The 25,682-nt window shown below is 56.8% G+C and carries 26 protein-coding genes and 2 tRNA genes; 10 read left to right on the forward strand and 18 right to left on the reverse strand.

The window, feature by feature from the left end:
- The 8 genes from D777_RS02230 to D777_RS02265 all read right to left on the reverse strand — a co-directional run bounded on the left by D777_RS02230 (nucleotide 1) and on the right by D777_RS02265 (nucleotide 6,340).
- A complete protein-coding gene (locus D777_RS02230) occupies nucleotides 1–795 on the reverse strand; it encodes a glycerophosphodiester phosphodiesterase (RefSeq protein WP_036128400.1) in 795 nt (264 codons plus the stop codon).
- Nucleotides 792–1,919, reverse strand: a complete 1,128-nt coding sequence (locus D777_RS02235; protein ID WP_036128402.1) for a 3-deoxy-7-phosphoheptulonate synthase — start codon at nucleotides 1,917–1,919, stop codon at nucleotides 792–794. Before D777_RS02235 ends, D777_RS02230 begins: the two co-directional genes overlap by 4 nt.
- A gap of 15 nt (nucleotides 1,920–1,934) precedes the next feature.
- Nucleotides 1,935–2,381: a tellurite resistance TerB family protein gene (locus D777_RS02240; RefSeq protein WP_036128404.1), complete on the reverse strand. Its 447-nt coding sequence runs from the start codon at nucleotides 2,379–2,381 to the stop codon at nucleotides 1,935–1,937.
- Nucleotides 2,382–2,414: 33 nt separating this feature from the next.
- Nucleotides 2,415–3,380 (reverse strand): transaldolase, encoded by a 966-nt coding sequence (gene tal / locus D777_RS02245; RefSeq protein WP_036128406.1) that lies wholly within the window; start codon nucleotides 3,378–3,380, stop codon nucleotides 2,415–2,417.
- A gap of 117 nt (nucleotides 3,381–3,497) precedes the next feature.
- On the reverse strand, nucleotides 3,498–4,535 hold the full coding sequence (gene dusA, locus D777_RS02250; protein WP_036128408.1) for a tRNA dihydrouridine(20/20a) synthase DusA: 1,038 nt from the start codon (nucleotides 4,533–4,535) through the stop codon (nucleotides 3,498–3,500).
- A gap of 101 nt (nucleotides 4,536–4,636) precedes the next feature.
- Nucleotides 4,637–5,278: an RES family NAD+ phosphorylase gene (locus D777_RS02255; RefSeq protein WP_036128410.1), complete on the reverse strand. Its 642-nt coding sequence runs from the start codon at nucleotides 5,276–5,278 to the stop codon at nucleotides 4,637–4,639.
- A 25-nt stretch (nucleotides 5,279–5,303) separates the two neighbouring features.
- Entirely contained in the window at nucleotides 5,304–5,846 is a 543-nt protein-coding gene (locus tag D777_RS02260) for a hypothetical protein (RefSeq protein ID WP_051668918.1), read from the reverse strand.
- A 47-nt stretch (nucleotides 5,847–5,893) separates the two neighbouring features.
- On the reverse strand, nucleotides 5,894–6,340 hold the full coding sequence (locus tag D777_RS02265; RefSeq protein WP_036128413.1) for an acyl-CoA thioesterase: 447 nt from the start codon (nucleotides 6,338–6,340) through the stop codon (nucleotides 5,894–5,896).
- 161 nt (nucleotides 6,341–6,501) lie between these two features.
- Between D777_RS02265 and D777_RS02270 the strand changes: the two genes are divergently transcribed.
- Entirely contained in the window at nucleotides 6,502–7,272 is a 771-nt protein-coding gene (locus tag D777_RS02270; RefSeq protein ID WP_036128416.1) for an SDR family oxidoreductase, read from the forward strand.
- Nucleotides 7,273–8,187 (forward strand): AEC family transporter, encoded by a 915-nt coding sequence (locus tag D777_RS02275; protein WP_036128418.1) that lies wholly within the window; start codon nucleotides 7,273–7,275, stop codon nucleotides 8,185–8,187. It abuts the gene before it with no gap.
- Here the strand turns inward: D777_RS02275 and D777_RS02280 are convergent.
- Entirely contained in the window at nucleotides 8,164–9,102 is a 939-nt protein-coding gene (locus D777_RS02280; protein ID WP_036128419.1) for a zinc ABC transporter substrate-binding protein, read from the reverse strand. The two genes, D777_RS02275 and D777_RS02280, sit on opposite strands and share 24 nt — an antisense overlap.
- Nucleotides 9,103–9,264: 162 nt before the next feature.
- Between D777_RS02280 and gltX the strand changes: the two genes are divergently transcribed.
- The 3 genes from gltX (at nucleotide 9,265) to D777_RS02295 (ending at nucleotide 11,031) form a co-directional block, all read left to right on the forward strand.
- Entirely contained in the window at nucleotides 9,265–10,743 is a 1,479-nt protein-coding gene (gltX, locus tag D777_RS02285) for a glutamate--tRNA ligase (RefSeq protein ID WP_036128421.1), read from the forward strand.
- A 129-nt stretch (nucleotides 10,744–10,872) separates the two neighbouring features.
- Nucleotides 10,873–10,948 (forward strand) — tRNA-Ala (locus D777_RS02290).
- 7 nt (nucleotides 10,949–10,955) lie between these two features.
- A tRNA-Glu gene (locus D777_RS02295) sits at nucleotides 10,956–11,031 on the forward strand.
- A 146-nt stretch (nucleotides 11,032–11,177) separates the two neighbouring features.
- Here the strand turns inward: D777_RS02295 and D777_RS02300 are convergent.
- Nucleotides 11,178–12,029: a 6-carboxytetrahydropterin synthase gene (locus D777_RS02300; RefSeq protein ID WP_036128423.1), complete on the reverse strand. Its 852-nt coding sequence runs from the start codon at nucleotides 12,027–12,029 to the stop codon at nucleotides 11,178–11,180.
- A 56-nt stretch (nucleotides 12,030–12,085) separates the two neighbouring features.
- Between D777_RS02300 and D777_RS02305 the strand changes: the two genes are divergently transcribed.
- Entirely contained in the window at nucleotides 12,086–12,733 is a 648-nt protein-coding gene (locus D777_RS02305) for a nucleotidyltransferase family protein (protein ID WP_227501638.1), read from the forward strand.
- On the opposite strand, the gene D777_RS02310 is transcribed toward D777_RS02305, so the two are convergent.
- The 3 genes from D777_RS02310 to D777_RS02320 all read right to left on the reverse strand — a co-directional run bounded on the left by D777_RS02310 (nucleotide 12,693) and on the right by D777_RS02320 (nucleotide 15,731).
- Nucleotides 12,693–13,784: a response regulator gene (locus D777_RS02310; RefSeq protein ID WP_036128426.1), complete on the reverse strand. Its 1,092-nt coding sequence runs from the start codon at nucleotides 13,782–13,784 to the stop codon at nucleotides 12,693–12,695. The genes D777_RS02305 and D777_RS02310 overlap by 41 nt on opposite strands.
- Nucleotides 13,785–13,838: 54 nt before the next feature.
- Nucleotides 13,839–15,155 (reverse strand): MORN repeat-containing protein, encoded by a 1,317-nt coding sequence (locus tag D777_RS02315; protein WP_036128427.1) that lies wholly within the window; start codon nucleotides 15,153–15,155, stop codon nucleotides 13,839–13,841.
- A 114-nt stretch (nucleotides 15,156–15,269) separates the two neighbouring features.
- Nucleotides 15,270–15,731, reverse strand: a complete 462-nt coding sequence (locus D777_RS02320) for a hypothetical protein (protein WP_036128428.1) — start codon at nucleotides 15,729–15,731, stop codon at nucleotides 15,270–15,272.
- Between the two features lie 98 nt (nucleotides 15,732–15,829).
- On the opposite strand from D777_RS02320, the gene D777_RS02325 reads away from it, so the two are divergent.
- Nucleotides 15,830–18,754 carry an insulinase family protein gene (locus D777_RS02325; protein WP_036128429.1) on the forward strand — a complete coding sequence of 975 codons (2,925 nt, stop codon included), beginning with the start codon at nucleotides 15,830–15,832 and terminating at the stop codon, nucleotides 18,752–18,754.
- 63 nt (nucleotides 18,755–18,817) lie between these two features.
- On the opposite strand, the gene ppsR is transcribed toward D777_RS02325, so the two are convergent.
- Nucleotides 18,818–19,633 (reverse strand): posphoenolpyruvate synthetase regulatory kinase/phosphorylase PpsR, encoded by an 816-nt coding sequence (gene ppsR, locus D777_RS02330; protein ID WP_036128430.1) that lies wholly within the window; start codon nucleotides 19,631–19,633, stop codon nucleotides 18,818–18,820.
- 180 nt (nucleotides 19,634–19,813) lie between these two features.
- On the opposite strand from ppsR, the gene ppsA reads away from it, so the two are divergent.
- Complete coding sequence (ppsA, locus tag D777_RS02335) at nucleotides 19,814–22,186, forward strand: phosphoenolpyruvate synthase (RefSeq protein WP_036128431.1); 2,373 nt, start codon at nucleotides 19,814–19,816, stop codon at nucleotides 22,184–22,186.
- Between the two features lie 36 nt (nucleotides 22,187–22,222).
- Nucleotides 22,223–22,702, forward strand: coding sequence for a ribonuclease E activity regulator RraA (gene rraA / locus D777_RS02340; protein WP_051668919.1), 480 nt, complete (start codon nucleotides 22,223–22,225; stop codon nucleotides 22,700–22,702).
- Nucleotides 22,703–22,766: 64 nt separating this feature from the next.
- On the opposite strand, the gene D777_RS02345 is transcribed toward rraA, so the two are convergent.
- The 3 genes from D777_RS02345 to D777_RS02355 all read right to left on the reverse strand — a co-directional run bounded on the left by D777_RS02345 (nucleotide 22,767) and on the right by D777_RS02355 (nucleotide 24,153).
- Nucleotides 22,767–23,054 (reverse strand): PilZ domain-containing protein, encoded by a 288-nt coding sequence (locus D777_RS02345; RefSeq protein WP_036128433.1) that lies wholly within the window; start codon nucleotides 23,052–23,054, stop codon nucleotides 22,767–22,769.
- A gap of 4 nt (nucleotides 23,055–23,058) precedes the next feature.
- A complete protein-coding gene (locus D777_RS02350; protein WP_036129548.1) occupies nucleotides 23,059–23,730 on the reverse strand; it encodes a TIGR04211 family SH3 domain-containing protein in 672 nt (223 codons plus the stop codon).
- A 123-nt stretch (nucleotides 23,731–23,853) separates the two neighbouring features.
- Nucleotides 23,854–24,153, reverse strand: coding sequence for a YciI family protein (locus tag D777_RS02355; protein WP_036128434.1), 300 nt, complete (start codon nucleotides 24,151–24,153; stop codon nucleotides 23,854–23,856).
- Between the two features lie 108 nt (nucleotides 24,154–24,261).
- On the opposite strand from D777_RS02355, the gene D777_RS02360 reads away from it, so the two are divergent.
- Nucleotides 24,262–25,140, forward strand: a complete 879-nt coding sequence (locus D777_RS02360; protein WP_051668920.1) for a PHP domain-containing protein — start codon at nucleotides 24,262–24,264, stop codon at nucleotides 25,138–25,140.
- On the opposite strand, the gene D777_RS02365 is transcribed toward D777_RS02360, so the two are convergent.
- Nucleotides 25,137–25,679: a YecA/YgfB family protein gene (locus D777_RS02365; RefSeq protein ID WP_036128435.1), complete on the reverse strand. Its 543-nt coding sequence runs from the start codon at nucleotides 25,677–25,679 to the stop codon at nucleotides 25,137–25,139. The two genes, D777_RS02360 and D777_RS02365, sit on opposite strands and share 4 nt — an antisense overlap.
- Nucleotides 25,680–25,682: the final 3 nt, after the last annotated feature.

Consider the following 25,682-nt stretch of genomic DNA (forward strand, 5'->3'; position numbering starts at 1 on the left):
TCAGCTTGCGGGCAGCACCCGGCTGCCCGGCATTCCCTCCGCCCCGCTCAGGGGTAACGCCATGAGTGCTCTGGCCCGGTTGTCGAAGAACATCCGGGTGCTTGTCGGATAGTCCGTAATGATGCTGTCGACGCCCATTTCCTCCAATTGGAGCATGTCGTGGATTCGGTTAACGGTCCAGGTCGACACGTGCATTCCCCGGCGGTGAGCGTTGTCCACCATCGCTTTTGAGCACAGCTTCCAGTTCAGTATCAGGTATTCGCAACCCAGGCGCATGGCGCTGTTGAGGGGGCGTGGGAATTTGCGCTCCGCGACCAGACCAATGTGGATGTTCTTGTTCCGGCGGCGTATTTCCTTCAGGAACCAGGTGTCCGTAGAGGTAATGACCACACGTTGATACAGCTCCCGCCGCTGAATGATCTCGGTGACCCGATTGCACAGTATGTTGAGCCGCTGGCGGCTGTCTTTCTTGACCTCCAGTTGCAGGTGTTCGAGATCGTCAAACTCGTCAAGAAGCGTTTCGAGCGAGGGGATGCCGACGGGTGTTGGCCAGGCGCTGGTGTTGCACCTGGCGTCCATGGCAGCCAGTTCCTGGGAGGTAAAACTGTGAACACTGCCTTTCTGGCCGGTTGTGCGGTCTACCGTCAGATCATGAATCAAAACGGGGATGCCGTCTTTGGAGAGCACCAGATCCAGCTCAAAATGCCGGATGCCATGGCGGTAGGCATGCACAAATCCGGGCAGGGTGTTCTCGGGAGCCTCACCTTTGGCTCCCCGGTGTCCGTAGACAATCATTCTGATACTGAATCCTTCAGTCGCTGATAAATGTCCTGGCGCTTCTTCCAGGTCTCATGGCACAGGCGGATGTCTTCAAGATAGGCAGGAAGTTCGTTCATCAGCAGTGCCTGGGGGCCGTCTACGAGCGCTTTCTCTGGTTTCGGGTGGAAGTCCACCAATACCATGTTGGCACCGGCAATAACGCCCTGAGCGGTTGCGTGCATCACGTCCAGAATGCCGTCAGGCGAGGCCTCACGGCTGCCCACGGAGTGAGACGGGTCAACACACACCGGCATACGGGTCAGGCGTTTGACTGCCGGCACATGGGCGAAGTCCACCATATTGCGATGGGGCTGGCCGGCTTCGGTTTTCATGCCGCGGAGGCAGAAGATGACGTTGGCGTTGCCTTCGCTCGCCAGGTATTCGGCGGCATTGAGTGATTCATTCAGGGTGATACCGAAGCCCCTCTTGAGCAGCACCGGATAAGTGCTTTGCCGGCCAATGGCCTTGAGGAGCTCGAAGTTCTGAGTATTGCGGGTGCCAATCTGCAGCATGACACCGGTTGGGCGCCCCAGTTTCTCGAGACAGGTGTCGATTTCCTCAATGTGGCTTTCATGGGTGATTTCCATGGCGACCACCTTGATGCCATGCTTTCCAGCTTTTTCGAACACCCACGGCAGGCAACCTTTTCCGTGTCCCTGAAATGAATAGGGGTTGGTGCGAGGCTTGTAGGCGCCCATACGGGTGCAGACTTCACCATGCTCTTCCAGGGCCTGCATCATCATTTCCACATGCTCGGGAACGTCGACCGCGCAAAGACCGGCGAAAATATTCAGGTTGTCCTGGCTGAAATCGACCCCGTTATAGTGGAAGCCGCTTTGGCGTCTGTCGTCTCGATGTCGGCCAAGAATCCGGTAATCATCGGAAATCCGTATGGCTCGCTCTACCGCCGGCAGGGCTTCGATTTCTTCCTTGTCCAGGGATTTTGTGTCCCCCAGAAGGTAGATTTCTGTCAGGCGCTGGCTGGAACCCTGGACTTCGTGCACCCGCAGGGATACCCCTGGCAGGTTTTCCAGGTAATGGAGGGTCTGCCGGTAGGCGTCGCTGTCCAGCGGGGTGTTGGGATGAAGAATGGCGAGCATGCTGCTGTCTCCTTGTTAACCGGTTGCTTCTGCCCGGTGTCGCGCCTGCATGTATTCCCTGTGATTAAGGTGCAACAGATCCGCCATGCGGCGAATCAGGTGTTCCTCGTACTTGTCGATCCGCCCGTCCGCGAAGGCCACGCGCCATATGTTGACCAGCAATGCCAGCTTGGCTTCCTGATCCAGGTGCTCATTGAGCTGGCCGGTAAACTCATACATGGAGGTGGCATCATCGGCGTGCCCGAGAGCGTCCTGCAGAATTTCCTCTGCCTCTTCCCGGGTCACCTGATTGGCTTTCACCGCGCATTCCACAATGATCTGCAGCTCGCGCTCGTCTTCATCATGGTCGATGCGGGATAGCTGCACCATCAGAGCGGTGGAGGCGACGGCCAACTGATGGGCATCCGGCGCCTTGTTCGTGGCTTCCGGTGAGGCAAAGAGTTGTTTCAGGCGTTCGATCATAGTCGGATCAACAGGCTCCCATTAGAGTGCATTTCAGGCGGCTTTGGCCAGTTGGCGGACGCGATTTTCCAGTTCGATCTGGTCGATCGTGAAGCGGCGAATGCCATCAGCCAGTTTTTCCGTCGCCATGGCATCTTCGTTGGACTCCCAGCGGAACAGCTTCTCATCGATCGGTCCAAATTTATCCGAGGAGTTTGCATTCTCAGAGGACAGGCGGCGGCTGAGGCTGCCGGTATCGTCCTGAAGCTCCTGGAGAAGGGCCGGGCTGATGGTCAGTCTGTCGCAGCCTGCCAGCATCTCGATTTCACCCGTGTTCCGGAAACTGGCGCCCATAACGACGGTGTCGAAGCCGTGGGTCTTGTAGTAATTGTAGATTCGGGAAACCGAAAGTACGCCAGGGTCTTCCGCAGCCGGGAAACCGTCCCGGCCGGAATTGGCAACGTGCCAATCAAGAATGCGGCCAACAAAAGGCGAAATCAGGAATGCACCGGCTTCAGCGCAGGCGGCGGCCTGGATGAACGAGAACAGCAGCGTCAGGTTGCAACGAATGCCTTCTTTTTCGAGCTGCTCGGCAGCCCGAATGCCTTCCCAGGTGGAGGCGATCTTGATCAGAACCCGGTTGGTATCGACGCCTTGTTTGTCATAAAACTCGACCAGTCTGCGAGCACGATCCAGAGTTCCTTCGGTGTCGAACGACAAACGCGCATCGACTTCGGTGGAGACAACACCAGGAATCAGATTCAGGATTTCCTGGCCGGCGAGCACGGCCAGCATGTCCGTTGCGGTTGTCAGTTGCTCGGCATCCGAGCCGCCGTACCGACGAGCTTCTGCGACGGCTTTGTCCAGCATTGGGCGGTAGGCGTCTGAGGCCGCGGCTTTCAGCAGCAGTGAAGGGTTGGTTGTCGCGTCTTCCGGTCGCCACTTGGCAATGGCTTCAATGTCGCCGGTATCCGCCACTACCGTGGTCATGGTTTTCAGTTGGTCGAGCTTGTTCGTCATTCGTTCTGTCGTCCCGGTTGATCTGTTTTGTAGGCATCCGTCTCCCGGATGTGGTGCTAATGCCTACAATAGCGGGCTGCTCTGACAGGAACAAGACAACAAAAGGTATGGAGCTGATTAAGCTTCCGCAATGGCCGGGGCTTCAGGTTCGCGAACCTTGCCGAGCGCCGTTTCGATAACTTCAATACCCGCTCCGGGCTTGTGCGCGTTTTCGCTGATGTAGCGACGGAACTGACGGCCACCGGGCATGCCGTGGAACAGTCCCAGGAGGTGACGGGACATGTGGGTCAGGTATACGCCGCGCTCGAGTTCACGTTCAATAAACGGCAGCATGGTGCGCAGAGCCTCGTGGCGGCTTTGAACGGGCGCTCCCTCACCAAAGAACACTGGGTCCACACCGGCCAGTAGCCACGGGTTGTGGTAAGCCTCCCGGCCCAGCATGACCCCATCGGTATGCCGTAGGTGCTCGTGGCATTCGTCAAACGTTTTGATGCCGCCGTTGATGATGATCTCAAGATCCGGGTAAGCCTGCTTCAGGCGATACACCCAATCGTATTTCAGGGGAGGAATATCCCGGTTTTCCTTCGGGCTCAGCCCCTCCAGTATCGCGATACGGGCATGGACAATGAAGGTCCTGCAGCCGGCGGCGGACACCGTCTCGATAAACTCGCACAAATCCTCCCAGGATTCCCGGCCATCGATGCCGATCCGGTGCTTGACCGTCACCGGGAGTTCTGTCGCCTCGATCATGGCTGCAACGCCTTCGGCGACCTTATCCGGGTGTCCCATCAGGCAGGCGCCAATCATGTTGTTTTGCACTCGATCGCTGGGGCAACCAACGTTCAGATTCACCTCATCAAACCCGAACTGCTCAGCCAGCTTCGCACAATGTGCCAACTCGCCGGCATCACTGCCGCCCAACTGCAACGCCAGGGGGTATTCCGCCGGATCGTGACGCAGGAACCGCTCGGTATCGCCATGAATCAGGGCGCCGGTGGTCACCATTTCGGTATAGAGCAGGGTGTGGCGGCTGAGGATGCGGGCCAGGTACCTGAAATGCGGGGTGGTCCAGTCCATCATCGGGGCCACGGAAAACCGGCGGGAGAGGGGGGCTGGCGTCTGCGGTGTGGTGCTTGTTCGGGGCATCACGGACATTTCAAGAACCTGTTTACAAATAATGTCGGGGGTATACGAGTGTTCTGGCGGCGTAGTTTAACAGGAACTCGAGGGTATTATCTGTAGGGCTTTGACGAAGACTAAAGCGGACTGTACTCCTCCAGCCGGGCATACTGGCTAAAGCGTTCCCCGTTCCATTGCAGCACATAGTGGCCTGCCTGGATAACGGGGGTGGTTCCGGGTGGCCGGAGCAGAGCAATGGCCTCGGCGCCGGGGTTGCGAATGGAGCTGAACAGGATGCCATATTCGCCGGCATTCAGCAGATCCGCGGCAATGTGCTGTCCCGGGGCGTAGTTGGTGTTGTGCATGTATTGAGGCTGGTTTCGAAGATCCACCAGCGGCTCGGCGGCGTGGCCGGTGTAGCAGCGAACAACAGCAGAGTAGTCGTTTCCGACGCCGAATCCCCGCCAGGTTTTGCCCGCGTGGTAGCTCCATTCCCTTAATGCCGTTTCAAGGCAGTCGCCGGCGTAGTAGGCCCCGCGGGACCGCGTATTGAAGCGGCCTTCTGCGGGGTAGCAGAAAGACGCCATGACTGCGCCCCAGCCGGGCCCGTAACGGAAGTCCTTCTCGTCAACGTATCGGGGCCAGTGTGCGATACGATCACTGGTGGCGGATTCCAGTTCCGCGAGCAGCAGGAAATCTTCGCTTTCGAAGCAGTCCAATGGCGGGAATTTACTGTGGATGACACGGTGGTGCTTCCAGTCAGGCTTGATTCGATCCAAGTGAGCCTCCTTGCCAGATATGGATTCAGCCGCGCATGGCATCCAGGTTACGGCGCACATAATACAGTGCGTCCATTGAGCCTTGCTCAAGCAGGTAACTGCGAATGGAACGCCCCTGTAGCCCCATCAGTTCAACAGGTTTCTGGAACCATTCGTAGGCCATGTTTTCATGCCCGGCCGGCGAAAGCAGCGTGAGTGCTTTATGGATGCCCAGCAGTAAACTGATTCTCTCCATGGTATCGCGGGAGACTTCCACCTCTGCTCCGGTATTCACCTTGCGTTGCCAATCCGTGAGAGTTCTGCGGCGAACACCCCCCAGGAGGGTTCCTAGCTCATCCATGGTGAGGTTCCAGCGCTCACGACGTTCGAACAGCCACCGCAGGCCTGCGGTGCTATGTTTGGCCGTCAGCTTGGGGCCGGATTGTGTCGGTGGAGTTGTATCGACCGGCTGCTGTTCTCTTAACCCGATCATGTTCTTGGCCTCCCAAAGCGTGAGATTTCGGGGGATCTGGCGTCCTCCTACAACCAGATTATAGGGCTGGCGGGCCAAAGGGGCAATATTGCTCATGTTCTCCAGTGTTGAGCGGGAGTGCGCATTTCGATGCCAGGGCTTGGTTACTCTCCCGCGTGGCTAATCAGAACTCCCGGCGCGCCCTCGTCTAGCAGGTCCCGGATAGGGCCTGGTATCGCGACCTTGGTCATGCTGGATGATTGAATCATGACGTAGGTGATATCCGCGTCCGCCACAAATTGCTCGTCCCCGTACCGATAGAATTCAAGGTGCAGGGTGAACGAGGTATTGCCTATCCGGCCCGCCTTTATTCGGGCTTCCAGGACGTCATCGAACCTTGCGGGTGCTTTCCAGTTCACCGTCAGGCTGACGACCTGAATGTCCAGATCCTGATCGAGAAGTTGCTGATAGCTCCCGAACACCGTGCGAATGTACTCGTTCACGGAAATGTCCACGAAGTCTGCGTAACGGGCGTTGAATGCCACGCCCTGGGCATCGCATTCGCCATAGCGAACCCGGAATCGGAAATGAAAGGGGGTGTTGTCAGTCATTCAGGTTTTCTCCTTAACGATGTGGCTAAGGCTAACGGATACGCCTGATGCTGTCTCCCGTCCTCATTGGCCTATTGTCCCTGTGATGGGTTAGTGTTTATCTATTGCTTTTCCGGGGCTTAGTTGTACTCCACCAATACTTATACAAAAGGATCTCAACCGTGACTCAATCCATCTTCATCACCGGCGCAGCCGCTGGCATTGGACGGGAAACTGCCCGCCTGTTTGTTTCAAAAGGCTGGTTTGTCGGCGCCGCCGATCGCGATGAAAAGGCTCTGGCAGAGCTGAAATCGGAGCTGGGGGAGGGGAACTGTTCGATTCACTTGATGGACGTAACCGATCAGGCGTCCGTTGCACGGGGGCTTGCGGACTTCGTCCGGCATACGGATGGAAAGATTAACGCGTTGCATAATAACGCGGGGATTCTCAGGGTAGGAGCCTTCGAAAATATTGAAATGGCCGAGCATCGGGCCATTGTGGAGGTCAATGTTGTTGGTCTGATGAATGTCCTGCACGCAGCGTTTCCGTACCTCAAGGAAACACCGGGGGCTGTGGTGATCAACATGAGTTCTGCCTCTGCCGCTTATGGTATACCGGATTTCGCTTCATACTCTGCCAGTAAGCACGCGGTGCGGGCGTTGACAGAAGCGCTGGATATTGAGTGGGAGGCCCACGATATTCGGGTTTGTGATCTGATGCCTCCGTTCGTTAACACCGGCATGGTCAAGAGTAATGCCGGTGGCTCAGGGCTGTTTGATAGCCTCGGTATTAACATGAAGCCGGAGCAGATTGCGCCCGAAGTTTGGGCGCAGGTCCAGTCGCCGCGCCTGCATCGACCTATCTCTGCCCAGTTCAAGGCGCTTTGGCCGATCACCCGGTCGGCACCAGCGAGTGTGACCCGCACGATCCTCAAGAAGCTGCGAGGGCGTTAAGTGCCTGTTGTAATACAGGCAATTTTCCCCGTCTTTGCTTTGATTCTGCTTGGGCACGTCCTGAACCGAGTGGCGTTCCCTGGTGGTGATTTCTGGTATCGGGCTGAGCGGTTTACCTACTACGTGCTGTTTCCGGCGATGCTGGTGTTCAAGCTCGGGCAGGCGCGTCTACCGCCCTCGGCTTACCTGGATGTTGTGCTGATTATCTGCGCCATGCTGGGTTCAATGAGTCTGGTGCTTGTACTTTCCCGGTGGATCTGGAAATGGCCGGGTGCGGTGTTTTCGTCCGTCTATCAGGGGGCGATACGTTTCAATTCCTATGTGGGGCTGGCAGCGGGTGGAATGCTGCTTGGAGACGAAGGCCTGTCGCTGACCGCCATTGCGGTGGCGGTCATGGTCCCGTTGCTGAATTTGCTCTGCATTCTTATGTTTTCCATGGTGGCCAGTCAGGACAAGGTGCGGCTGGCGTCGGTCATGAAGGCAATTGCCACCAATCCTCTGATTGTGGGTTCGGTTGTCGGGGTGCTCTGGAGCTTGTCTCAGGTCGGGTTTCATCCGCTTCTGGCAGGCATTCTGGAACCTCTGAGTAACCTGGCGTTGCCGATGGGATTAATGACGGTTGGGGCAGGGCTTCAGCTCAGGGCCCTTCGGGGCGCGTCCATGCCATTTATGGTCTCGTCTGTACTCAAGCTGTTTGCGTTTCCGTTGATGGCAGCCGGTCTGGCCAGGTTGTTGGGCATCGAGGGTTTGTTGGTGCAGGTCGTGGTTCTGCTTGCGGCGCTGCCCACCGCAACCTCGGCCTACATCCTTGCCAGGCAGCTCGGGGGCGATGCGCCTCTCACGGCCGGGATTATCAGTGGCCAGACACTGCTGGCCATGATCTCTATTCCGTTAATGCTGGGCATTCTCTGGTAGGCATTTCAAAACGGCATCGGCGATGCTGTTCTGGAAATCGAGGTAGCCGGTTTTGGTAACCTCGATGTCAGTCGCCAGTGGATCCCAGGTGCTGAATGACACATCCAGGCCGCGGGTGATGGATGTCCACCATTGGCGGTTGAACTGTGGCTCGGTGAGCAGGCAGGGGTGAGTCGCTTTTTTCAGCTTCGTCTGAACCTCTGCGATATGACGTGCACCCGGTGATAGTTCCGGGTTAAGCGTGAGAACGTCGGCCAGTTCAAGGTTGTAGTGCTCTGCAAAGCGCGTGAAGGCGTCGTGATAGGCGAAGAGGCTGATGTCGTGTACAGAAGTCAGGCGCGCCCGGATTCCGGATTCGGTTTCAGCGACCTGCTCACGGAAACGGGTAAAGTTTCGATCCAGGCTTTTTTTATCCGCGCCATCCAGCTCAGCCAGCGCATCCCGGATTTTCTCGGCCATTTCCACCGCCCGCTGCGGATCGGTCCAGATATGCGGATCTTCTCCTTCGCCGTGGTCGTGAGTGCCATGGCTGTGTCCTGAGTGTTCTTCGTCCCGATGGTTGTCTTCGGCTTCGCGGTATTCTGAATTGTCCTCGCTTATCAGTGATATGGCTTTGGCGTGGAAATCCTCTCCTGACAACAGCCGGGTCAGAAAGCTTTCCATTTCCGGTCCTACCCAGAAAATAACATCGGCTTTCTCCATCGCACGCCGCTGCGAGGGTTTCATGGTGTAGGTGTGAGGGCTTGAGCCCGCAGGTACGATGGTGCTGGTATGGGTGTCTTCGCCGGCAATGGCATGTACCAGCAATTCCAGGGGTTTGATGGAGGTCACGACCTCGGTGGCTGCTGCGAGTGAGGGCAGGGTCATCAGAGCGCCAGCGGTAACGGCGGTGATCAGGGGGTTGTGTTTGCGCATGGTGAAAAGCGTCCTGTACATCGTTGGAATGTTATAATGTTACATTAATGCCGGCGTGCAGCCAATAGGCCGGGTTTCGGTATTGCCGGTTATGCGAAATGCAGAGCGGGTCGGTATAATGCCGGCCTTAATAAACGGCCACCGATAATTCAGGAAGCTTTCATGACAGTACGTACCCGAATTGCACCTTCACCTACCGGTGATCCTCACGTTGGTACCGCCTACGTGGCCCTTTTCAATCTGTGTTTTGCTCGTCAGCATGGCGGCCAGTTCATTCTGAGGATTGAGGATACGGATCAGGTTCGCAGCACACCGGAATCCGAGCAGGATATCCTGAAGGCGCTTCGCTGGTTGGGGCTGAACTGGGATGAGGGCCCCGACGTGGGTGGGCCACACGGTCCGTATCGTCAGTCCGAGCGCAAGGATTCCTATCGCCAGTATGCCGAGGATCTGGTCACGGCAGGTCACGCCTTCTACTGCTTCCGTACCCCGGAAGAGCTGGATGCGATTCGTGAAGAGCGTAAGGCTAACGGCCAGAACCCGGGAATTAAAGGCGATCTGGAGTTGCCGGAAGACGAAGTCAAACGTCGCCTGGATGCTGGCGAGCCTCATGTTATCCGCATGAAGGTGCCAGATGAGGGGGTGTGCGAGATTCAGGATATGCTCCGCGGCGTCATCGAGATCGATTGGGCGCAGGTGGATTGCCAGATTCTTCTGAAATCGGACGGTATGCCGACCTACCACCTGGCCAACGTGGTAGATGACCATCTGATGGGCATCACGCACGTGCTCCGTGGGGAGGAGTGGATTAATTCCGCCCCGAAGCACAAGCTTCTTTACCAGTACTTTGGCTGGGACATGCCAGAGCTGTGTCATTTGCCGCTGCTGCGCAATCCGGACAAGAGCAAGTTGTCCAAGCGTAAGAACCCAACCAGCATCAATTTCTACGAGCGTATGGGGTTCCTGCCCGAGGCTGTCACCAACTACCTGGGCCGTATGGGCTGGTCGATGCCGGATGAGCGCGAGAAGTTTACTCTGGATGAGATGATCGAAAACTTTGATATCCAGCGTGTGTCTCTCGGTGGACCGGTGTTCGATGTTGAAAAGCTGCGGTGGCTAAACGGTCAGTGGCTGCGCGATGAACTGACCGACGAGCAGTTCGTGGAGCGCATGCGCCAGTGGTGGTTCAACGAGGACGCCCTGCAGGCGCTGATTCCACACATCAAGGGGCGGGCCGAGGTATTCTCGGACGTGGCGCCGATGTCCCAGTTCATGTTCTCCGGCATGTTGAACCTGACAGCGGAAGATTTTGCTCACAACAAGCTGGAAGAGGCGCAGGTCAAGCGGGTGTTGCAGTTTACGCTCTGGCGCCTGGAAGCCCAGCGCCATTGGAGCAAGGAAAACATCTTTGCAGACGTGAAAGCCCTGGCCAAGGCGATGGACCTGAAGATGGGGGATTTCATGTTTTCTATCTTCGTCGCCATTGCGGGTACCCCAAATTCCTGGTCGGTGATGGATTCCATGGCTCTTCTGGGGCCGGATATGACCCGTTCCCGCCTGCGCCATGCGCTCAATGTTCTGGGTGGTTTCTCCAAGAAAGAAACCAAGAAAGTGGAGAAGGAGTACGCTGCCCTGGGTTGAGTTGACTGCAATTTGACCGCTTTGAGCAAGAAGTAAACGGCTGCAGCACCGATGTTCAGAAAACTGCAAAAAAGTGTGTTTTAGAGGTTGACGCCCATAGGGCGGATCCTTAATATACGCAGCCGTTGAGGGGCCATAGCTCAGCTGGGAGAGCGCAACACTGGCAGTGTTGAGGTCAGCGGTTCGATCCCGCTTGGCTCCACCAATTTCTAGTCCCCTTCGTCTAGTGGCCTAGGACTCCGCCCTTTCACGGCGGCAACAGGGGTTCGAACCCCCTAGGGGACGCCAATACGGCTTGACGGTTTAGTCCACCGGAAAGCCATCAAAAAAACCGCCTTCGGGCGGTTTTTTTGTGTCTGAAAGAAATTCGTATACAGAAAAAGGCCAGAGGAGCGAGTCCTTGGCCTTTTGTGCTTGTGCATGCTGGGTGTGTTTTATCGTTCGGCGATGGCGCCTTTGCCGACGCCTTCGAATGCTTTGACCCGAATCGCGTCGGTGGGAAACTCAACCTTGAGAGTGTCGGCGATGTGGGCCGCAATCAGCTCTACGGTGGTGTCGGTGTCCAGCATGTAGACACGCTCCTCCGGCAAGGTCAGCGCGAATTCCCCCTGATTGGCTTCGTATTCGAAGGTCACATAGGGAACGCCGTCGTCACCGACGTGGCGACGTGCTACGTCCTCCTCAGAGCCGACGTAGATATCCCGCCACAAGGTTGCCCAGTGCTTTTCCAGGTCATAGTCCCGATGACCATTCCGATCAATGCGTATCGGGGAGCGGTGGCCATGGGCAATGCGCTGGCAGTTGCCGAGATGCTTTTTGAGGCCGTGCACATAGTGGTAGTAAGCGCCTTCAATGACCTCTTCCCGCAGGTTGATCTCGATGGAAACCACATTGGCAGGTAGCACGGATTTCAGTTCGCGTTCGAGCAGCGCGGCAACGGCAGAGGGTAACACCCGGTCAGTTGAGAGCCATGCCACGGCCTCGTCGGGGCCCTTGTGCACCAGTTCGCTGCCATCGGTCAGCGCCCAGGTGAAGGTGTCTTGCTGGTCTTCATCGATGGTGAGGCCCTGGTAGCCACGGGGAACCACGAGCCGATGGTCCACTCGCTCATCGATGATGCGCTTGATGGTGCGTTTGACGTTGCTGAAGTCGAACACCATACCCTGTTCGTCGAGGTTTCCTCCCAGGACAACGTCCACGATCCAGCTTTCACCAACCAGCCCTCTCGTGGGGTCCAGGTAGGCGAAATCGATAACAGTCAGGTTGTCCACAAACAGGTGATTCATCAGGGGTCCGGAAGGGTATGGTTGATTGATGGGCGGATTCTAGCAAAAATCGGGGTGTGAAAATAAACCTGTCCTCTGTTTCAAGCGATCAGCAATTCCCGGTACTTGTCCTGGCCGCGGGTGCATCTAGCCGAATGGGGCGTCCAAAGGCCCTGTTGCCGTTGGGTGGTGGCTGCGGAATTTTGCTGGATCGAGCCATCGCCCAGGCGCGGGTGTTGAGTCGCGATGTCCGCGTTGTCTGCGGGGCATGGTATCCGCTGGTCCGCTTTCGTTGCTCGGTCACCCCCTCTGCCTGGTTGCGAGCCGACGATTGGGGCGAAGGCCTGGCTGCGTCACTGCGTTGTGGCTTGTCTTCCGTGGGGCCGGAGGCTAAAGGCGCTTTTGTGTTGGTGGCAGACCAGCCCATGCTGGATGTTGTTGCGCTGCGGGCTTTCGGAGAGGCTGCCCGTTATGTGCCGGCACAACCGGTAGCGGCTGATTATGGCGGCAGACCAGGAGTGCCTGCCTATTTACCCCGGTGGTTGTGGCCGGAGGTTATGGGGCTGGAGGGCGACCGGGGGGCAGGGGGGCTGCTAGCCCGGGCCAAGGCTACCAGGGTCGGCATTCCGGGGGTGCTGGAAGATGTCGACACCCCGGACGACTGGCGGCGCATTCGCGCCCGGATTAGCCAAACAGGCCTGACAGCCAGGCAATACCGACGCTGAAAATGCCGAGGCTGATGGCCAGGCCCAGGGTGTATACCTTGGAAGAGGCCGTTCGTTGCTGGGCCACGAAAAGGTCGATGGTCCGCTGTGCGATGTCCTCGGCGGTTTCCCGGGAGATCTCGTGAGCCTGCTGGATCGCTTCTGATTGCAGCGTCTGCCAGAACTCGGTGTCGATGGTCTGCACGCTGGTGATGTGGTCTTTCAGTTCTGCCATGTGCTCGCCAGTGAAGCCGGTGTTCTGTTTCAGCTCCCGTTTCAGGTCGGCCAGCTCCCGCGCCAGATTCAGGTTTACTTCTGCCGCCACCTCGTCCCGGAGGTGTCGTGTGCGCTCCTCAATCAGCTGGTTCATGGCTTCCAGCTTGTCCTGGATTGCGCTTTCCTGTTTGTTGCGGGACTCGTCCAGCGCGCGCTTCAGGTGATCAAACTGTTCATCGAACAGGGAGCTCAGGAGTTCATGCAGGCGATTATTGATATGGGTTTTGACCGCAGAGCGGGCAATCTGCTCGATGAGCTCGCTGGTGAGCGGGACAACATTGGCTTCTGAGCCAACTGCAGCGGCGCCATTGCCCCCTTTGACTGACATCTCCACCGAGGCATCCTGGGGAACTTCCAGTTGCTCTTCTTCGTGCTCAACGATGTCGCCTACGGGTGGTACCTCGGGGAGTGTGCCGTCCGTTACATCCCGATCGAGCTGATCCAGTACCAGCGTCAGGCCCTCTGTATGGGGGGGCTTGGTGAGGATGTTATAAACGCCGAAGTTCCTGGCCTCTTCCATGAACGACGACGATTTTTTCGATGTACACATGATGATCGGAATGCCGGAGGTGTCCGGATTGCCTTTGATGGCCTTGGTCGCCTCGACTCCGTTCATCCCGGGCATCAGGTGATCCATGAAGATCACGTCTGGGCGGTCATGGCTGTTCAGGAAGTCCAGTGCTTCTTCCGCAGAACCCGCCATGTTTACTTCCATGTCACGACCCTCCAGCAATTTGCTCAAGGCAAATCGTGCTACCTTGGAGTCGTCCACCAGCAGAGCGTTCTTGATCGCCATGTCACTACCTCAATCGTTTACTGCAAAACGCGTGTGTTATCGAGCTGACGCCTGTCACCAACCTTCCAGTTCAGGGCACTGAGTCGCTCGGTAGCTCTTTTCCCGATAACAAACACCGGGTTCTGTAGTGCGGGCTGTGAAAATCTCTCCCGCCGCCGTTGTCAGGCGCACCTGTCCGTAGGGTTTGCCGTGTTTGAAAGTGGCTTCGATGGAGCTGCCGTTAGGGTTAAGCAGCAGTCCTTTGCCGTGAAACTTGCCTTCCATGTACTCGCCTTCGTATTTTTTACCGTCGGCGAAAACTTCCGACCCGTTACCGTGGAAGGCTCCGTTCGAAAACTCGCCCTCGTAATGCCTGCCATCCGGATAGGTCAGGGCGCCGCGGCCATGAAACTCATCGTTCCGGAAGCCGCCGACGTACAGCATTCCGTCTGCAGTGGTCAGTGAACCGTGGCCATTGAGGCGGCCTTGCTGCCAGTTTCCGGTCAGAATGTCGCCACTGGCCATGGTCAGGGTACCTTTGCCATTGAACTGGTCGTTCTTGAACGATCCGGTGTAATGGGAGCCGTCAGCGTCCCGCCAGACACCTTCACCGTTGCGCATTCCCGCTTCCCAGTCGCCTTCGTATCGGCTGCCGTCGGAATACCAGGCAGTGCCTTCGCCACTGAACTGACCATCAATGAAGTGGCCTTCGTATTTCAGTCCGTCACCGTTTTCGTAGGTCCCGTCGCCAGTCTTGACGCCGCCGACCCACTCCCCGTTTCGATAATTCACGGTCGTGTAGGCTTCAAGCTTGCCGACCAGTGTCAGCTCATTTCCAGCTTCCAAAGACACGCTCTGGCGCCACGGCTTGAATCCGTCCTTGCTGATAACAACTTGGTACTCACCGGGTTTCAGTTCCAGGTCCAGGCGGGTGGCGCCGTAGGTCTTGCCGTTGATTGATACTGAGTCATCAACGACGTTCGATCGCAGGGTCAGCATGCCGGTGGTCGGGGCCGGTTTTTCCGGCTCTGGTTCAACTTCGGGGGTTGCTGCTTTTTCAGCGCGCTTGGGCATCGCCTGTGGAGGTTCTGCCATGGCCAGCGTTTGGGGTTCGTCGGCCAATGGCGAAATCTCGAAGACCTCTGGCTCGGAGGCTTCGGTGTCCTTGGCAACCTTCAGGGTGGGCTCGGGTGCAGGTTCGGGGGTGGGGGGCGCTTCGGGCTCAGCGGCAATCACTCGTGAAGTGTTGGCGATCGCCGGGGCTTCAGCCTTTAGAGGTGTCGCAGTGTCGGCCATGCTTGCCATGTCCCTCTGCACCGATGCGAATCCGGCCGTTACCAGAAGCATCAGCGCCAGTGCATTAATGAACAGAAGTGGTCTGAAATCGACCATGGCCAAACCTCTTGAACCTGCTTTCCCTGGAATCTTTCTATCCGGTTATCTTAACCAGTGATTGCAACCTTATGTAACAGAAAGTGTCTGTAGTTAACCAGAATGCAGGCCAAATCACACTTTGTCCGGAAGCTGATCATGGTTGAGCTGTTCCCAGGACCGCATGTACACGTCTGCTTCATATTCATAGGGTGAGCGGAACGGTGTCAGCACGAAATCAAATACCAGGAAAATAAAGCCAATTGAGGCCCAGGCAATCGTCAGTGTGCTCAGGGTTGTCGCCTGGACTTCCGGGTTGGCATCCACGAAATCCTGGAGGAGCGGGATGAATTCCGAGGCCATAACCACGGGATTGAAGCTCGCCAGCACAAAGGGAATCCAGAACGCGATGAATATCGGGAAGAACCCAAACGACCATAGCACCCGTCGCAGAAGGTAGATGGCAACTTCCCGCCAGAATCGTTGCCGAATTTCCGGAACTTTCCGGATGCGCTCGATGTAACGCCGACGTTCAGCCCAGTAGGCGGCGACTTCCGGGGCATCGACGGATTTTGTTTTCGGGGGGGCGGTGGTCATGGATTGAAGTACTACCTTATCGGTTCTGGACTGTGCATGATAATCGAAACTACGTGTTACCCTACAAGTCTACTTACGTTAAAGACAGGATAGTTTGAATGGCTGCAGTGATCGACAACGCAACCCATCCGGCCTTTGAAAAGCTTCGTACGCACCGGATTGGCACCCTCAATCTCGATGTTGAGGAATATCGCCATAAAAAAACCGGTGCCCGTCATCTACACCTGGCGGCAGATAACGATGAAAACGTATTCTTCGTTGCCCTGCGAACCTTCCCGATGGATTCCACCGGCGTAGCCCACATCCTGGAACATACGGCGCTATGTGGCAGTGAGCGTTTCCCTGTTCGTGATCCGTTTTTCATGATGATCCGGCGTTCCCTTAATACCTTCATGAATGCTTTCACCAGCAGTGACTGGACGGCCTATCCGTTTGCGTCCATGAACCGAAAGGATTTCGATAACCTGCTGTCGGTGTATCTGGATTCGGTCTTTTTCTCCAAGCTCGATCCCATGGACTTCTCCCAGGAAGGTCATCGCCTGGAGTTCGACAAACCGGACGATCCTGAAACCGATCTTGTCTACCGGGGGGTTGTCTACAACGAGATGAAGGGGGCGATGAGTTCGCCTACCTCCCAGCTCTGGCAAAACCTGAGCAGCCATCTGTTTCCGACCACCACCTACCACTACAACAGTGGTGGTGAGCCGGATCATATCGTTGATCTCAGCTATGAGGACCTGGTCAAGTTTTACCGCCACCATTACCACCCCAGCAACGCTATTTTTGCCACTTATGGCAACATCCCGGCCCGGGAACACCATAACCGATTCGAGGAGCTGGCTCTGAAGCGCTTTGATCGTCTGGACATCAAGCTTCCGGTGCATGATGAAAAACGGATGTTCGCGCCTCTTCGGGTCGAGCAGGGGTACGCAGTGAACGAGGGTGAGGGGACCGACAGCAAAACCCATATCGTGATGGGGTGGCTGCTGGGTCACAGTTTTGACCTGCAGGAAAACCTGGAGGGGCAGTTGCTGTCTGCCGTGTTGCTTGAAAACAGCGCGTCTCCCCTGATGCGGGCGCTGGAAACGACCGAGCTTGGGCATGCCCCTTCTCCCATGTGCGGTCTTGAGGACTCGAACCGGGAAATGACGTTTGTCTGCGGCATCGAAGGCAGTGAGCCAGAGAAGCAGGCGGAGTTGGAGGAGCTGATTGAGGCCACACTGCAGAAGGTCGTAGACGAAGGTGTCAGTGAGGATCGCCTGGAAGCGATTCTGCACCAACTGGAACTGCATCAGCGAGAAATTGCCGGTGACCAGTTTCCTTACGGGCTTCAGTTGATCATGAGTGCCATCGCGCCGATGGTTCATGGGGGAGATCCGGTTGAGCTGTTGGACCTGGAGCCTGTGCTGGCAAGCCTGAGGGAGAAGATCAAGGATCCACAGTATGTGCCGGGCCTGATCCGAAAGAAACTGCTGGATAATCCGCACCGGGTGACCCTGACGTTGCGTCCCGATGACAAGCTTGAAGGCCGTCGTCAACAAGCGATTCGTGAGGCTCTGGCGGAGAAGAAGGCCAGGCTCACCGACGAGGAGAAGCAGCAGATCGTCGACCGGGCGAAGGCTCTGGAAGAGCGTCAGATGCATAAGGACGACCTGTCGATTCTGCCCAAAGTGGATCTGACCGATGTTCCCCTGCAGATGCCTGAACCTGAAGCGCGTTACGATGGGGATATTTCGGCCACTGTCTATGCCCGTGGTACCAATGGTCTCGTGTATGAGCAGGTCGTGGTTCCGGTGCCGGAGCTTTCTGAGGAAGAGCTATTGCTGGTCCCGTATTACACCACCCTCATTTCAGAGGTGGGCTGTGGTGATCTGGATTATCTTCAGATGCAGGACCGCATTTCAGCGGAATCCGGTGGCATCGGCGCGGCGTTTAGTTCGAAAGGCCGAATTGATGACGTGCAGGATCTGTCCGGCTACATCATCTTCAATGGCAAGGCCTTGGCACGTAACCGTGGCGCATTGACCAAACTTCTGAAAGATGTGTACACCAGCGCACGTTTCGATGAAAAGGGCCGGATCCGGGAGATCATTGCCCAGATTCGCGCGCGTCGTGAGCAGGCCGTGACTGGAAGCGGTCATGCGCTGGCAATGGGGGCAGCGGCTCAGGGCATCAGCTCTGGCGCGTGGTTGTCGTTCCGCCTCGGTGGGCTGGCTGGTATCCGCGGCACCAAGCAGCTGGATCAGTCTCTCAAAGAACCGGCAGAGCTGGACGCGTTCTGCAATAAGCTAGCGGCGCTCCATCAGAAGATCAGCCAGCAGCAACGTCAGTTCCTGGTGATCGGTGAGGATGAACAGCTGTCGGCCATGGTCGATGATCTCAAATCATGCTGGACCAATGAGCCCGGCGTTTCCGGGGTAGCCTGGAAGATGGATCCGGTCAACTACACCACGCGTGAAGCCTGGTTGACCTCGACGCAGGTCAATTTCTGCGCCAAGGCCTACAGCACTGTGCCGGTGGATCACCCCGACGCGGCAGCGCTGACGGTGCTGGGTGGGTTCTTGCGTAACGGGTATCTGCACACCGCCATTCGGGAAAAGGGCGGCGCCTATGGTGGGGGTGCAGGGCAGGACAGCGTGAATGGCACCTTCCGGTTCTTCTCCTACCGGGACCCCCGACTGGCTGAAACCCTGGATGACTTTGACAAGGCCCTGGAGTGGTTGCAGAAGGAAGAACATGATGCCCAGGATCTGGAGGAGTCCATTCTTGGTGTGATCGGCCAGCTGGATCGCCCCCGTTCACCGGCCGGTGCGGCCCGGCATGCCTTCCATAACAAGCTGTTCGGGCGCACCCCGGAGCAACGCGCGCGTTTCCGGGAGCGTGTGTTGTCGGTCACCCTGGAGGATCTCAGGCGAGTGGCCAGCACCTGGCTAGTGCCGGAAAACGCCAATACGGCCGTTGTGACCAGTCCTGAAAACCGGGATCTGGTGACGTCATTGGGGCTGTCCGTGCAGGAGCTGTAATCCGCCGACTGATCCGATTGAAAAAGAGGGCCGTTTGGTCCTCTTTTTTTCCACTCGGGTGACTTAGCGATTCCGTTTCAGGCCGGTTGTCACCATGATTCGCGTGGAAATCTCTTCCACGGAATAGGCTGTGGTGTTCAGGTAGGGAATTCGTTCCCGTCGGTACATCAGTTCAATCTCTTCGATTTCGTGCATGCACTGTTTCAGAGAGGAATACCTTGAATTGGGACGGCGCTCGTTGCGGATCGTGGCCAGCCGCTCGGGATCGATGGTGAGACCAAAGATCTTCTGCTTGTGCGGCCGGAGAGCGCCCGGAATCTTTTGATCCTCCAGGTCCTCTTCCGTGATCGGGTAGTTGGCTGCCTTGATTCCGTATTGCAGGGCCAGGTACAGGCAGGTTGGCGTTTTCCCACTTCGGGATGCGCCCACGAGAATCAGATCGGCTTCATCGTAATGGCGTGTGCGTGCGCCATCATCATTGTCCAGAGCGAAGTTGACGGCGTTGATCCGGCGCTCATAGCCGCCCTCGTTGTTGATGGAGTGGGATTTGCCGACGGTATACGAGGACGAGGACTGAAGCTCCTGCTCCAAGGGGCTCAGGAAAGTGCCGAAAATATCCACCATGAATCCGTCCGCCGTGGAAATGATGGCGCGGATATCACTGTTGACGATGGTGTCGAACACCAGCGGACGTTCACCGTCGGTTTCTGCGGCCTTGTTTATGCGCTTGACCATGTCGTGGGCCTTTTCTTCATCATCGATATAAGGCACCGTAATTCTTTCGAACTCAATTTTCTCAAATTGGGCCAACAAACTGTGGCCGAGTGCTTCAGCGGTCAGACCAGTGCCGTCTGAAATGAAGAAAGCAGTGCGTCTCATGGCAAAATATCCGGTAATGAATGGTCAGGGAGTTGGTTGTGTCCCTAGGTAATTTCCGCAGGTTACAGTATCATACACGCCAAGTTCGAGACTCCGCAGCGGATATTGTTTACTTCAGAGACTTCGATATCACGCTGGCCGGGCAGGCTCTTTGCAATACAGATTCAAGGGAGACGTGCTTTGGAAGATTACATTATCTGGTTTGATCACCTGGGAATGTCCGATGTTGACCGGGTGGGCGGAAAGAATGCCTCTCTCGGAGAAATGATCAGTAATCTCGCCAACGCAGGTGTTACCGTTCCGGGTGGTTTTGCGACCACAGCCCACGCCTACCGTGAGTTCCTGGCGACCGACGGACTGAAAGATAAGATCGACAACGCGCTGGACCAGCTTGACGTTAACGATGTGAACGAACTGGCTCGCGTAGGCGCCCAGATTCGTCAGTGGGTTATCGAAACCGATTTCCCGGATGTCCTTGAGAAATCGCTGGAAGAGGCGTTTGCCAAACTGCAGGATGGCAACGAACACATGGCCGTGGCAGTGCGCTCTTCTGCAACGGCTGAAGATCTGCCCGATGCATCATTCGCGGGCCAGCAGGAAACCTTCCTGAACGTGATCGGCCTGGAGCAGGTTAGAACATCGGTCAAAGAGGTCTTTGCCTCACTGTTCAACGACCGTGCCATCTCCTACCGCGTGCACCACGGCTTTGATCACAAGCTGGTTGCCCTCTCTGCCGGTATCCAGAAGATGGTCCGCAGCGAAACCGCCGCTAGTGGCGTCATGTTCACCCTGGATACCGAGTCGGGTTTCCGTGATGTCGTGTTTGTTACCGCCTCTTACGGGTTGGGGGAAACCGTGGTTCAGGGGGCCGTAAACCCGGATGAGTTCTATGTCCACAAGCCAACGCTGGCGGCGGGCCGTCCATCCGTACTGCGCCGTAACCTGGGTAGCAAGGCCATCAAGATGGTTTACCACACCAACCCGGGTGAGGGTGAGTTTGTGGAAACCGTGAAAGTTGAGCAGGAAGACCGTAATCGTTTCTGTATCACCGACGCGGAAGTTGAAGAACTGGCCAAGCAGGCCATGATCATCGAGAAGCACTACCAGCGTCCGATGGACATTGAGTGGGCCAAGGACGGTGATGACGGCAAGATTTACATCGTTCAGGCGCGTCCTGAGACGGTCAAGAGCCGTGCGTCAGCGAATGTCATGGAGCGGTACCTGCTGAAAGAAACCGGCAACGTGCTGGTAGAAGGCCGCAGTATTGGTCACAAGATTGGCAGCGGCCCGGTCAAGGTTATCACCAGCATCAATGAAATGGATCGGGTTCAGGCTGGTGACGTTCTGGTCACCGATATGACCGATCCGGACTGGGAACCGGTCATGAAGCGCGCTTCTGCCATTGTGACTGATCGTGGTGGCCGTACCTGTCACGCCGCGATCATTGCCCGCGAGCTGGGTATTCCGGCGGTTGTGGGTTGTGGCGATGCAACCGAGGTTCTGAAAGAAGGGCAGGAAGTCACGGTTTCCTGTGCCGAAGGCGACACCGGCATGATTTACGAAGGCGCACTGGACTTCGAGCTGCGCGAGAATACCGTCGATTCCATGCCGAACATTCCGTTCAAGATCATGATGAACGTGGGTAACCCGGATCGCGCGTTCGATTTCCAGGCACTGCCAAACGAAGGTGTGGGCCTGGCGCGTCTCGAATTCATCATCAACCGCATGATTGGTGTGCATCCGAAGGCGCTGTTGAATTTCGATGGCTTGCCGCGGGACATCAAGCAGACGGTTGAGAAACGGATCTCCGGCTATGATTCACCGGTCGACTTCTACGTGGACAAGCTGGTTGAGGGCATCTCCACCCTGGCAGCCGCGTTTGCGCCCAAGAAAGTGATCGTTCGTCTGTCCGACTTCAAATCGAACGAGTATGCGAACCTGATTGGCGGCACTCTCTACGAGCCGGATGAAGAAAACCCGATGCTGGGCTTCCGGGGTGCTTCCCGTTACATCTCTGACACCTTCCGGGACTGCTTCGAGCTGGAATGCCGTGCCCTGAAGAAGGTGCGTAACGACATGGGGCTGACCAACGTTGAGGTCATGGTACCGTTTGTCCGGACCGTCGGTGAGGCCGAGCAGGTGGTTAACCTGTTGGCGGAGAATGGTCTCAAGCGTGGTGAGAACGACCTGCGCGTGATCATGATGTGTGAGCTTCCGGCTAATGCATTGTTGGCTGACCAGTTCCTCGAGCACTTTGATGGCTTCTCAATCGGCTCCAACGATCTGACCCAGCTCACTCTTGGCCTGGATCGGGACTCAGGCATTATTGCCCACCTGTTTGATGAGCGTAACGATGCGGTCAAGGCCCTGCTGTCGAATGCGATTCAGGCGTGCAAGAAGGCTGGAAAATACATTGGCATCTGTGGCCAGGGGCCGTCAGATCATCCAGATCTTGCCAAGTGGTTGATGGATCAGGGGATTGATACTGTGTCCCTGAACCCGGACTCGGTTCTGGATACCTGGTTCTTCCTGGCCGATGAAAAAATCGACTGAGACCCATTATTCAATCCAGGAATAGGAGAACGAAAAGTGGCAGATATTATTACGCCTGATCTTTGTGACGAGTTTCCGGATGTGCAGGTGGTGGAGCCTGGTTTTAACAACTACGGTGGCATCAGGGCGTTTGGTGGTGAGATTGTCACCGTCAAGTGCTTCGAGGACAACTCGGTGGTCAAGGAGCAGGTCGGTCAGCCAGGCAATGGCCGTGTTATGGTCGTTGATGGTGGGGCGTCCAAGCGCAACGCCCTGCTGGGCGACATGCTGGCGGAGAAGGCAGCCAAGAACGGTTGGGCTGGGCTGGTCATCTATGGCTGCATCCGCGATGTCGATGAGATTGGTAAAACCGATCTGGGAGTGCAGGCGCTTGGAACAGTGCCCATGAAAACGGAAAAGCGTGGTATTGGTGACCTGAATGTACCGGTCAAATTCCACGGTGTGACATTCTACCCGGGACAATACATCTACGCCGACAACAACGGCATTATTGTCTCCGAGAAGCCTCTCGTTTAAGGCTTGTCTGTGTCTCGGGTGGTGCGGTTTCGCTGCACGCCCGGGACAGCTCCGACCCTGGCGGTCAGGTCACTTCATTGATTGTGGTTCCGATCAGGAATCCTTCTCCCTCAAGTTCACACCGAAGTACTTCACAGACCGTCTCGAGGGGCGGAATGGCATCCCCGGTAGGGTGAAGAACCGTTTTCAGCTCCTCCCCTACGGCGACTGGCCGATCTACAAACAGCTGCATGCCTGTGGCGCTGAGATCGCGGCAGGTGCCGCTGAAAACCTCGCCCTTGCTGTTGGTGATCTCAATTTCCGAGTTCACCTGCATGCGATGAAAATCGCGCTTTTCCGAATAGTCCTTCATAGCGTCATGCCCAGTTGTCGGTTTTTCTTGTCGGTTTCAGCATCGGGATAATCAGTGCGAGCAACACGCCGCCAAGTACGAGTCCTGCGCCGAGCAGCATGAAGTCGGACTCCTTGCTTGCTTCGAGGCGCTCATTCTCGGCGGTCAGTACTTCCAGATCGTTACGGATCTTCTGGTTTTCTTCAAGTAATTCTCTGTTGCGGCGCTCAAGATTGATTGAGTCGGCCGCAATGTTCTTGATGCGCTGAAGCTCTTGCTGCAGGTTCTGGGACTTCGAAGAAAGGGCGGTCTCGGAGCTTTCCAGCTGGTTCCGCTCGCTGGTTACCTGGGACAGTTGTTCCTTAGCCTTTGCAAGCTCCTGGCGAGCCTGCTCCAGTTCGCGGTTAGCTCGGCGAAGCTGGTCCTCCGCAACCGGTGTTTCGCTGATGTACTGGCTGGAGACCCAGCCCTCATTGCCCTTCGGGGTTCGTACCCGGGTGTAGCCACTATCGCTGGTCTCCAGCAGTTCCAGCGGGGTACCACTGGGGAGGGCGTTCTCTATGATTCTGTATTGGGTGCCAGCTCCGGACCTGACCGGTAGGTAGAGCATGTCATCGACCCAGACAGTTCGGGCCTGGGCTACGGCAACGGAAGACAGGATCAAGAGTGTGCTGAGGAGGAGACGAAAAGGCGTCACTGGATACGTTCCCTGAGTTGGACGGTTAAAAATTCGGTCGTAATACTGAAAGCGCAATTCTGTCATAGATGGACCGCCGTTCAAGCGGCCCATCATTACAATAAGCTCATCGATTGCCGCTACTCAGGGCAACACAACCTTGTACGGCTTGACGACAACTCGTGCGTAAACCCCGGCTTCAATGTAGGGATCAGCATCCGCCCAGGCCTGCGCAGCTTCGAGAGAGTCGAACTCGGCCACGACCAGGCTGCCGCTGAAGCCGGCGTCGCCGGGATCGGGCGTGTCGATGGCCGGGTGAGGGCCTGCAACCAGCAATCTACCCTCGGCCTTAAGCTTTTCCAGGCGTTCAAGGTGAGCGGGGCGGGCCGATTTCCGCATCGGCAGGCTGTTCTCGACATCTTCACTGATAATGGCGTAGTACATTCACAACTCCCAATTGAATGATCCCGACCGACAGCGTCGGTTGGAGAGACGAATACAGGGTTGGGGAGGGCTGATATACTGGCACCTCAACCCGAAACAGGATTTTTTGTGACTATACCGCAACACCCCGGCTTGTGCATTGATCTGCATTGCCATAGTACAGCCTCAGACGGCGCACTTGCGCCCCGAGATCTGGTCAGGCGCGCGGCTGAGCGCGGCGTCACTCATCTGGCACTAACCGACCACGATACGGTTGCGGGGCTTGCTGAGGCTCGCAGTGAAGCCGAGGCTTGTGAGGTAGAACTTATCGCCGGCGTCGAACTTTCCTGCCAGTGGAAAGGGCGGACCATCCATATCGTCGGTCTGGATTTTGATGAGCAGGATGAGGGCTTTCAGGCAGCACTGTCGCAGCAGAATGAAAACCGTTGGGCTCGGGCCCGCAAGATTGTTGATCGTCTGAGCCGGCTCAAGGTCGAGAACCTCCTGGAAGAGGCTACGCAAATTGCCGGAGGCGATGTGCCCGGGCGTCCCCATTTCGCTGAGGTAATGGTCAGTCAGGGGTTGGTGCGCAACACGGCACAGGCATTCAAACGCTACCTTGGCAACGGTAAGCCGGGGGATGTGAAAGCGTTCTGGCCGGAACTTCCTGAGGTGGTGCAGTGGATCCGGGCGGCCGGCGGTATGGCAGTTCTGGCCCACCCAAGGAAGTATCAGCTGACGGCCACGAAACTTCGTGAACTGACGAAGGACTTTATTCGGGCTGGCGGTCGCGGTATCGAGGTCTCGACATCCGGGCAGTCAAGTGGTGATCTCGGCTTTCTGGCGGAACTTTGCCGCCGGGAGGAGCTTCTGGCCTCGCAGGGCAGTGATTTTCACTTTCCTGGAGCTCCCTGGTGTGAGCTGGGAAAAATTATGAAAATGCCAGAGGGGCTGGAGCCCGTCTGGCATCATTTCAAAGTACCTGTTGACGTCCCTGCGCCGGCTTAGTCCGGCGCGTGGAACAGCAGGTAGAGGTCTGTCAGGGTATCGGGAATAGCATCTGCCATTTGTCGTGACAGCTTGTCGCTGTTGCGAACCTTCTGGAAGTCCTCATCATCGAACAGGCCTGACAGTGTCAGCATCGGCACCATCAGGTCTGCCGTTTCTTCTTCGCTGGCGTTTTCGAGCCACGCTTCCTCGTGCTCAAGGAAGGTGTCCACGAACCCTGCGCACCAGTTTTCCAAGGCGTTCATCGGGTCGCCATCTTCGGGTTCGGGGAGCTCGAGCGCCTGGCCCATATCCAGCGAGCTGGCCATGTCCTCAGCCAGCTGCTTGACGCAGCGGCTGAAAACTTCCGGGATATCGTTGTCAGCAATGCCGTCAACGCCGGTCGCCAGGCAGAACATTTCCCTGGCGCCGAGTTCCACCGGACCGATGACGCTGGCGCAAACCACGCCGTGCAGTCCGAAGAAGTCCAGAGCGTCATCGCCCCAGGGTTCAGCGAACAGAATGTCTTCCAGCGCTTCAATATCGGAATTCGATAGCATCGG

It is taken from the genome of Marinobacter nitratireducens, assembly GCF_000708045.1.
Taxonomy (GTDB): domain Bacteria; phylum Pseudomonadota; class Gammaproteobacteria; order Pseudomonadales; family Oleiphilaceae; genus Marinobacter; species Marinobacter nitratireducens.

Coding starts and splice junctions, on each gene's coding strand:
- D777_RS02325 (WP_036128429.1), top strand. CDS start 15,830: ATGGCTGCAGTGATCGACAACGCAACCCATCCGGCCTTTGAAAAGCTT.
- D777_RS02240 (WP_036128404.1), bottom strand. CDS start 2,381: ATGATCGAACGCCTGAAACAACTCTTTGCCTCACCGGAAGCCACGAAC.
- D777_RS02320 (WP_036128428.1), bottom strand. CDS start 15,731: ATGACCACCGCCCCCCCGAAAACAAAATCCGTCGATGCCCCGGAAGTC.
- dusA (WP_036128408.1), bottom strand. CDS start 4,535: ATGTCCGTGATGCCCCGAACAAGCACCACACCGCAGACGCCAGCCCCC.
- D777_RS02345 (WP_036128433.1), bottom strand. CDS start 23,054: ATGAAGGACTATTCGGAAAAGCGCGATTTTCATCGCATGCAGGTGAAC.
- tal (WP_036128406.1), bottom strand. CDS start 3,380: ATGACGAACAAGCTCGACCAACTGAAAACCATGACCACGGTAGTGGCG.
- D777_RS02235 (WP_036128402.1), bottom strand. CDS start 1,919: ATGCTCGCCATTCTTCATCCCAACACCCCGCTGGACAGCGACGCCTAC.
- D777_RS02365 (WP_036128435.1), bottom strand. CDS start 25,679: ATGCTATCGAATTCCGATATTGAAGCGCTGGAAGACATTCTGTTCGCT.
- D777_RS02260 (WP_051668918.1), bottom strand. CDS start 5,846: ATGAGCAATATTGCCCCTTTGGCCCGCCAGCCCTATAATCTGGTTGTA.
- D777_RS02355 (WP_036128434.1), bottom strand. CDS start 24,153: ATGTACTACGCCATTATCAGTGAAGATGTCGAGAACAGCCTGCCGATG.
- D777_RS02280 (WP_036128419.1), bottom strand. CDS start 9,102: ATGCGCAAACACAACCCCCTGATCACCGCCGTTACCGCTGGCGCTCTG.
- ppsR (WP_036128430.1), bottom strand. CDS start 19,633: ATGAGACGCACTGCTTTCTTCATTTCAGACGGCACTGGTCTGACCGCT.
- D777_RS02310 (WP_036128426.1), bottom strand. CDS start 13,784: ATGGCGATCAAGAACGCTCTGCTGGTGGACGACTCCAAGGTAGCACGA.
- D777_RS02230 (WP_036128400.1), bottom strand. CDS start 795: ATGATTGTCTACGGACACCGGGGAGCCAAAGGTGAGGCTCCCGAGAAC.
- D777_RS02300 (WP_036128423.1), bottom strand. CDS start 12,029: ATGAATCACCTGTTTGTGGACAACCTGACTGTTATCGATTTCGCCTAC.
- D777_RS02315 (WP_036128427.1), bottom strand. CDS start 15,155: ATGGTCGATTTCAGACCACTTCTGTTCATTAATGCACTGGCGCTGATG.
- gltX (WP_036128421.1), top strand. CDS start 9,265: ATGACAGTACGTACCCGAATTGCACCTTCACCTACCGGTGATCCTCAC.
- D777_RS02265 (WP_036128413.1), bottom strand. CDS start 6,340: ATGACTGACAACACCCCCTTTCATTTCCGATTCCGGGTTCGCTATGGC.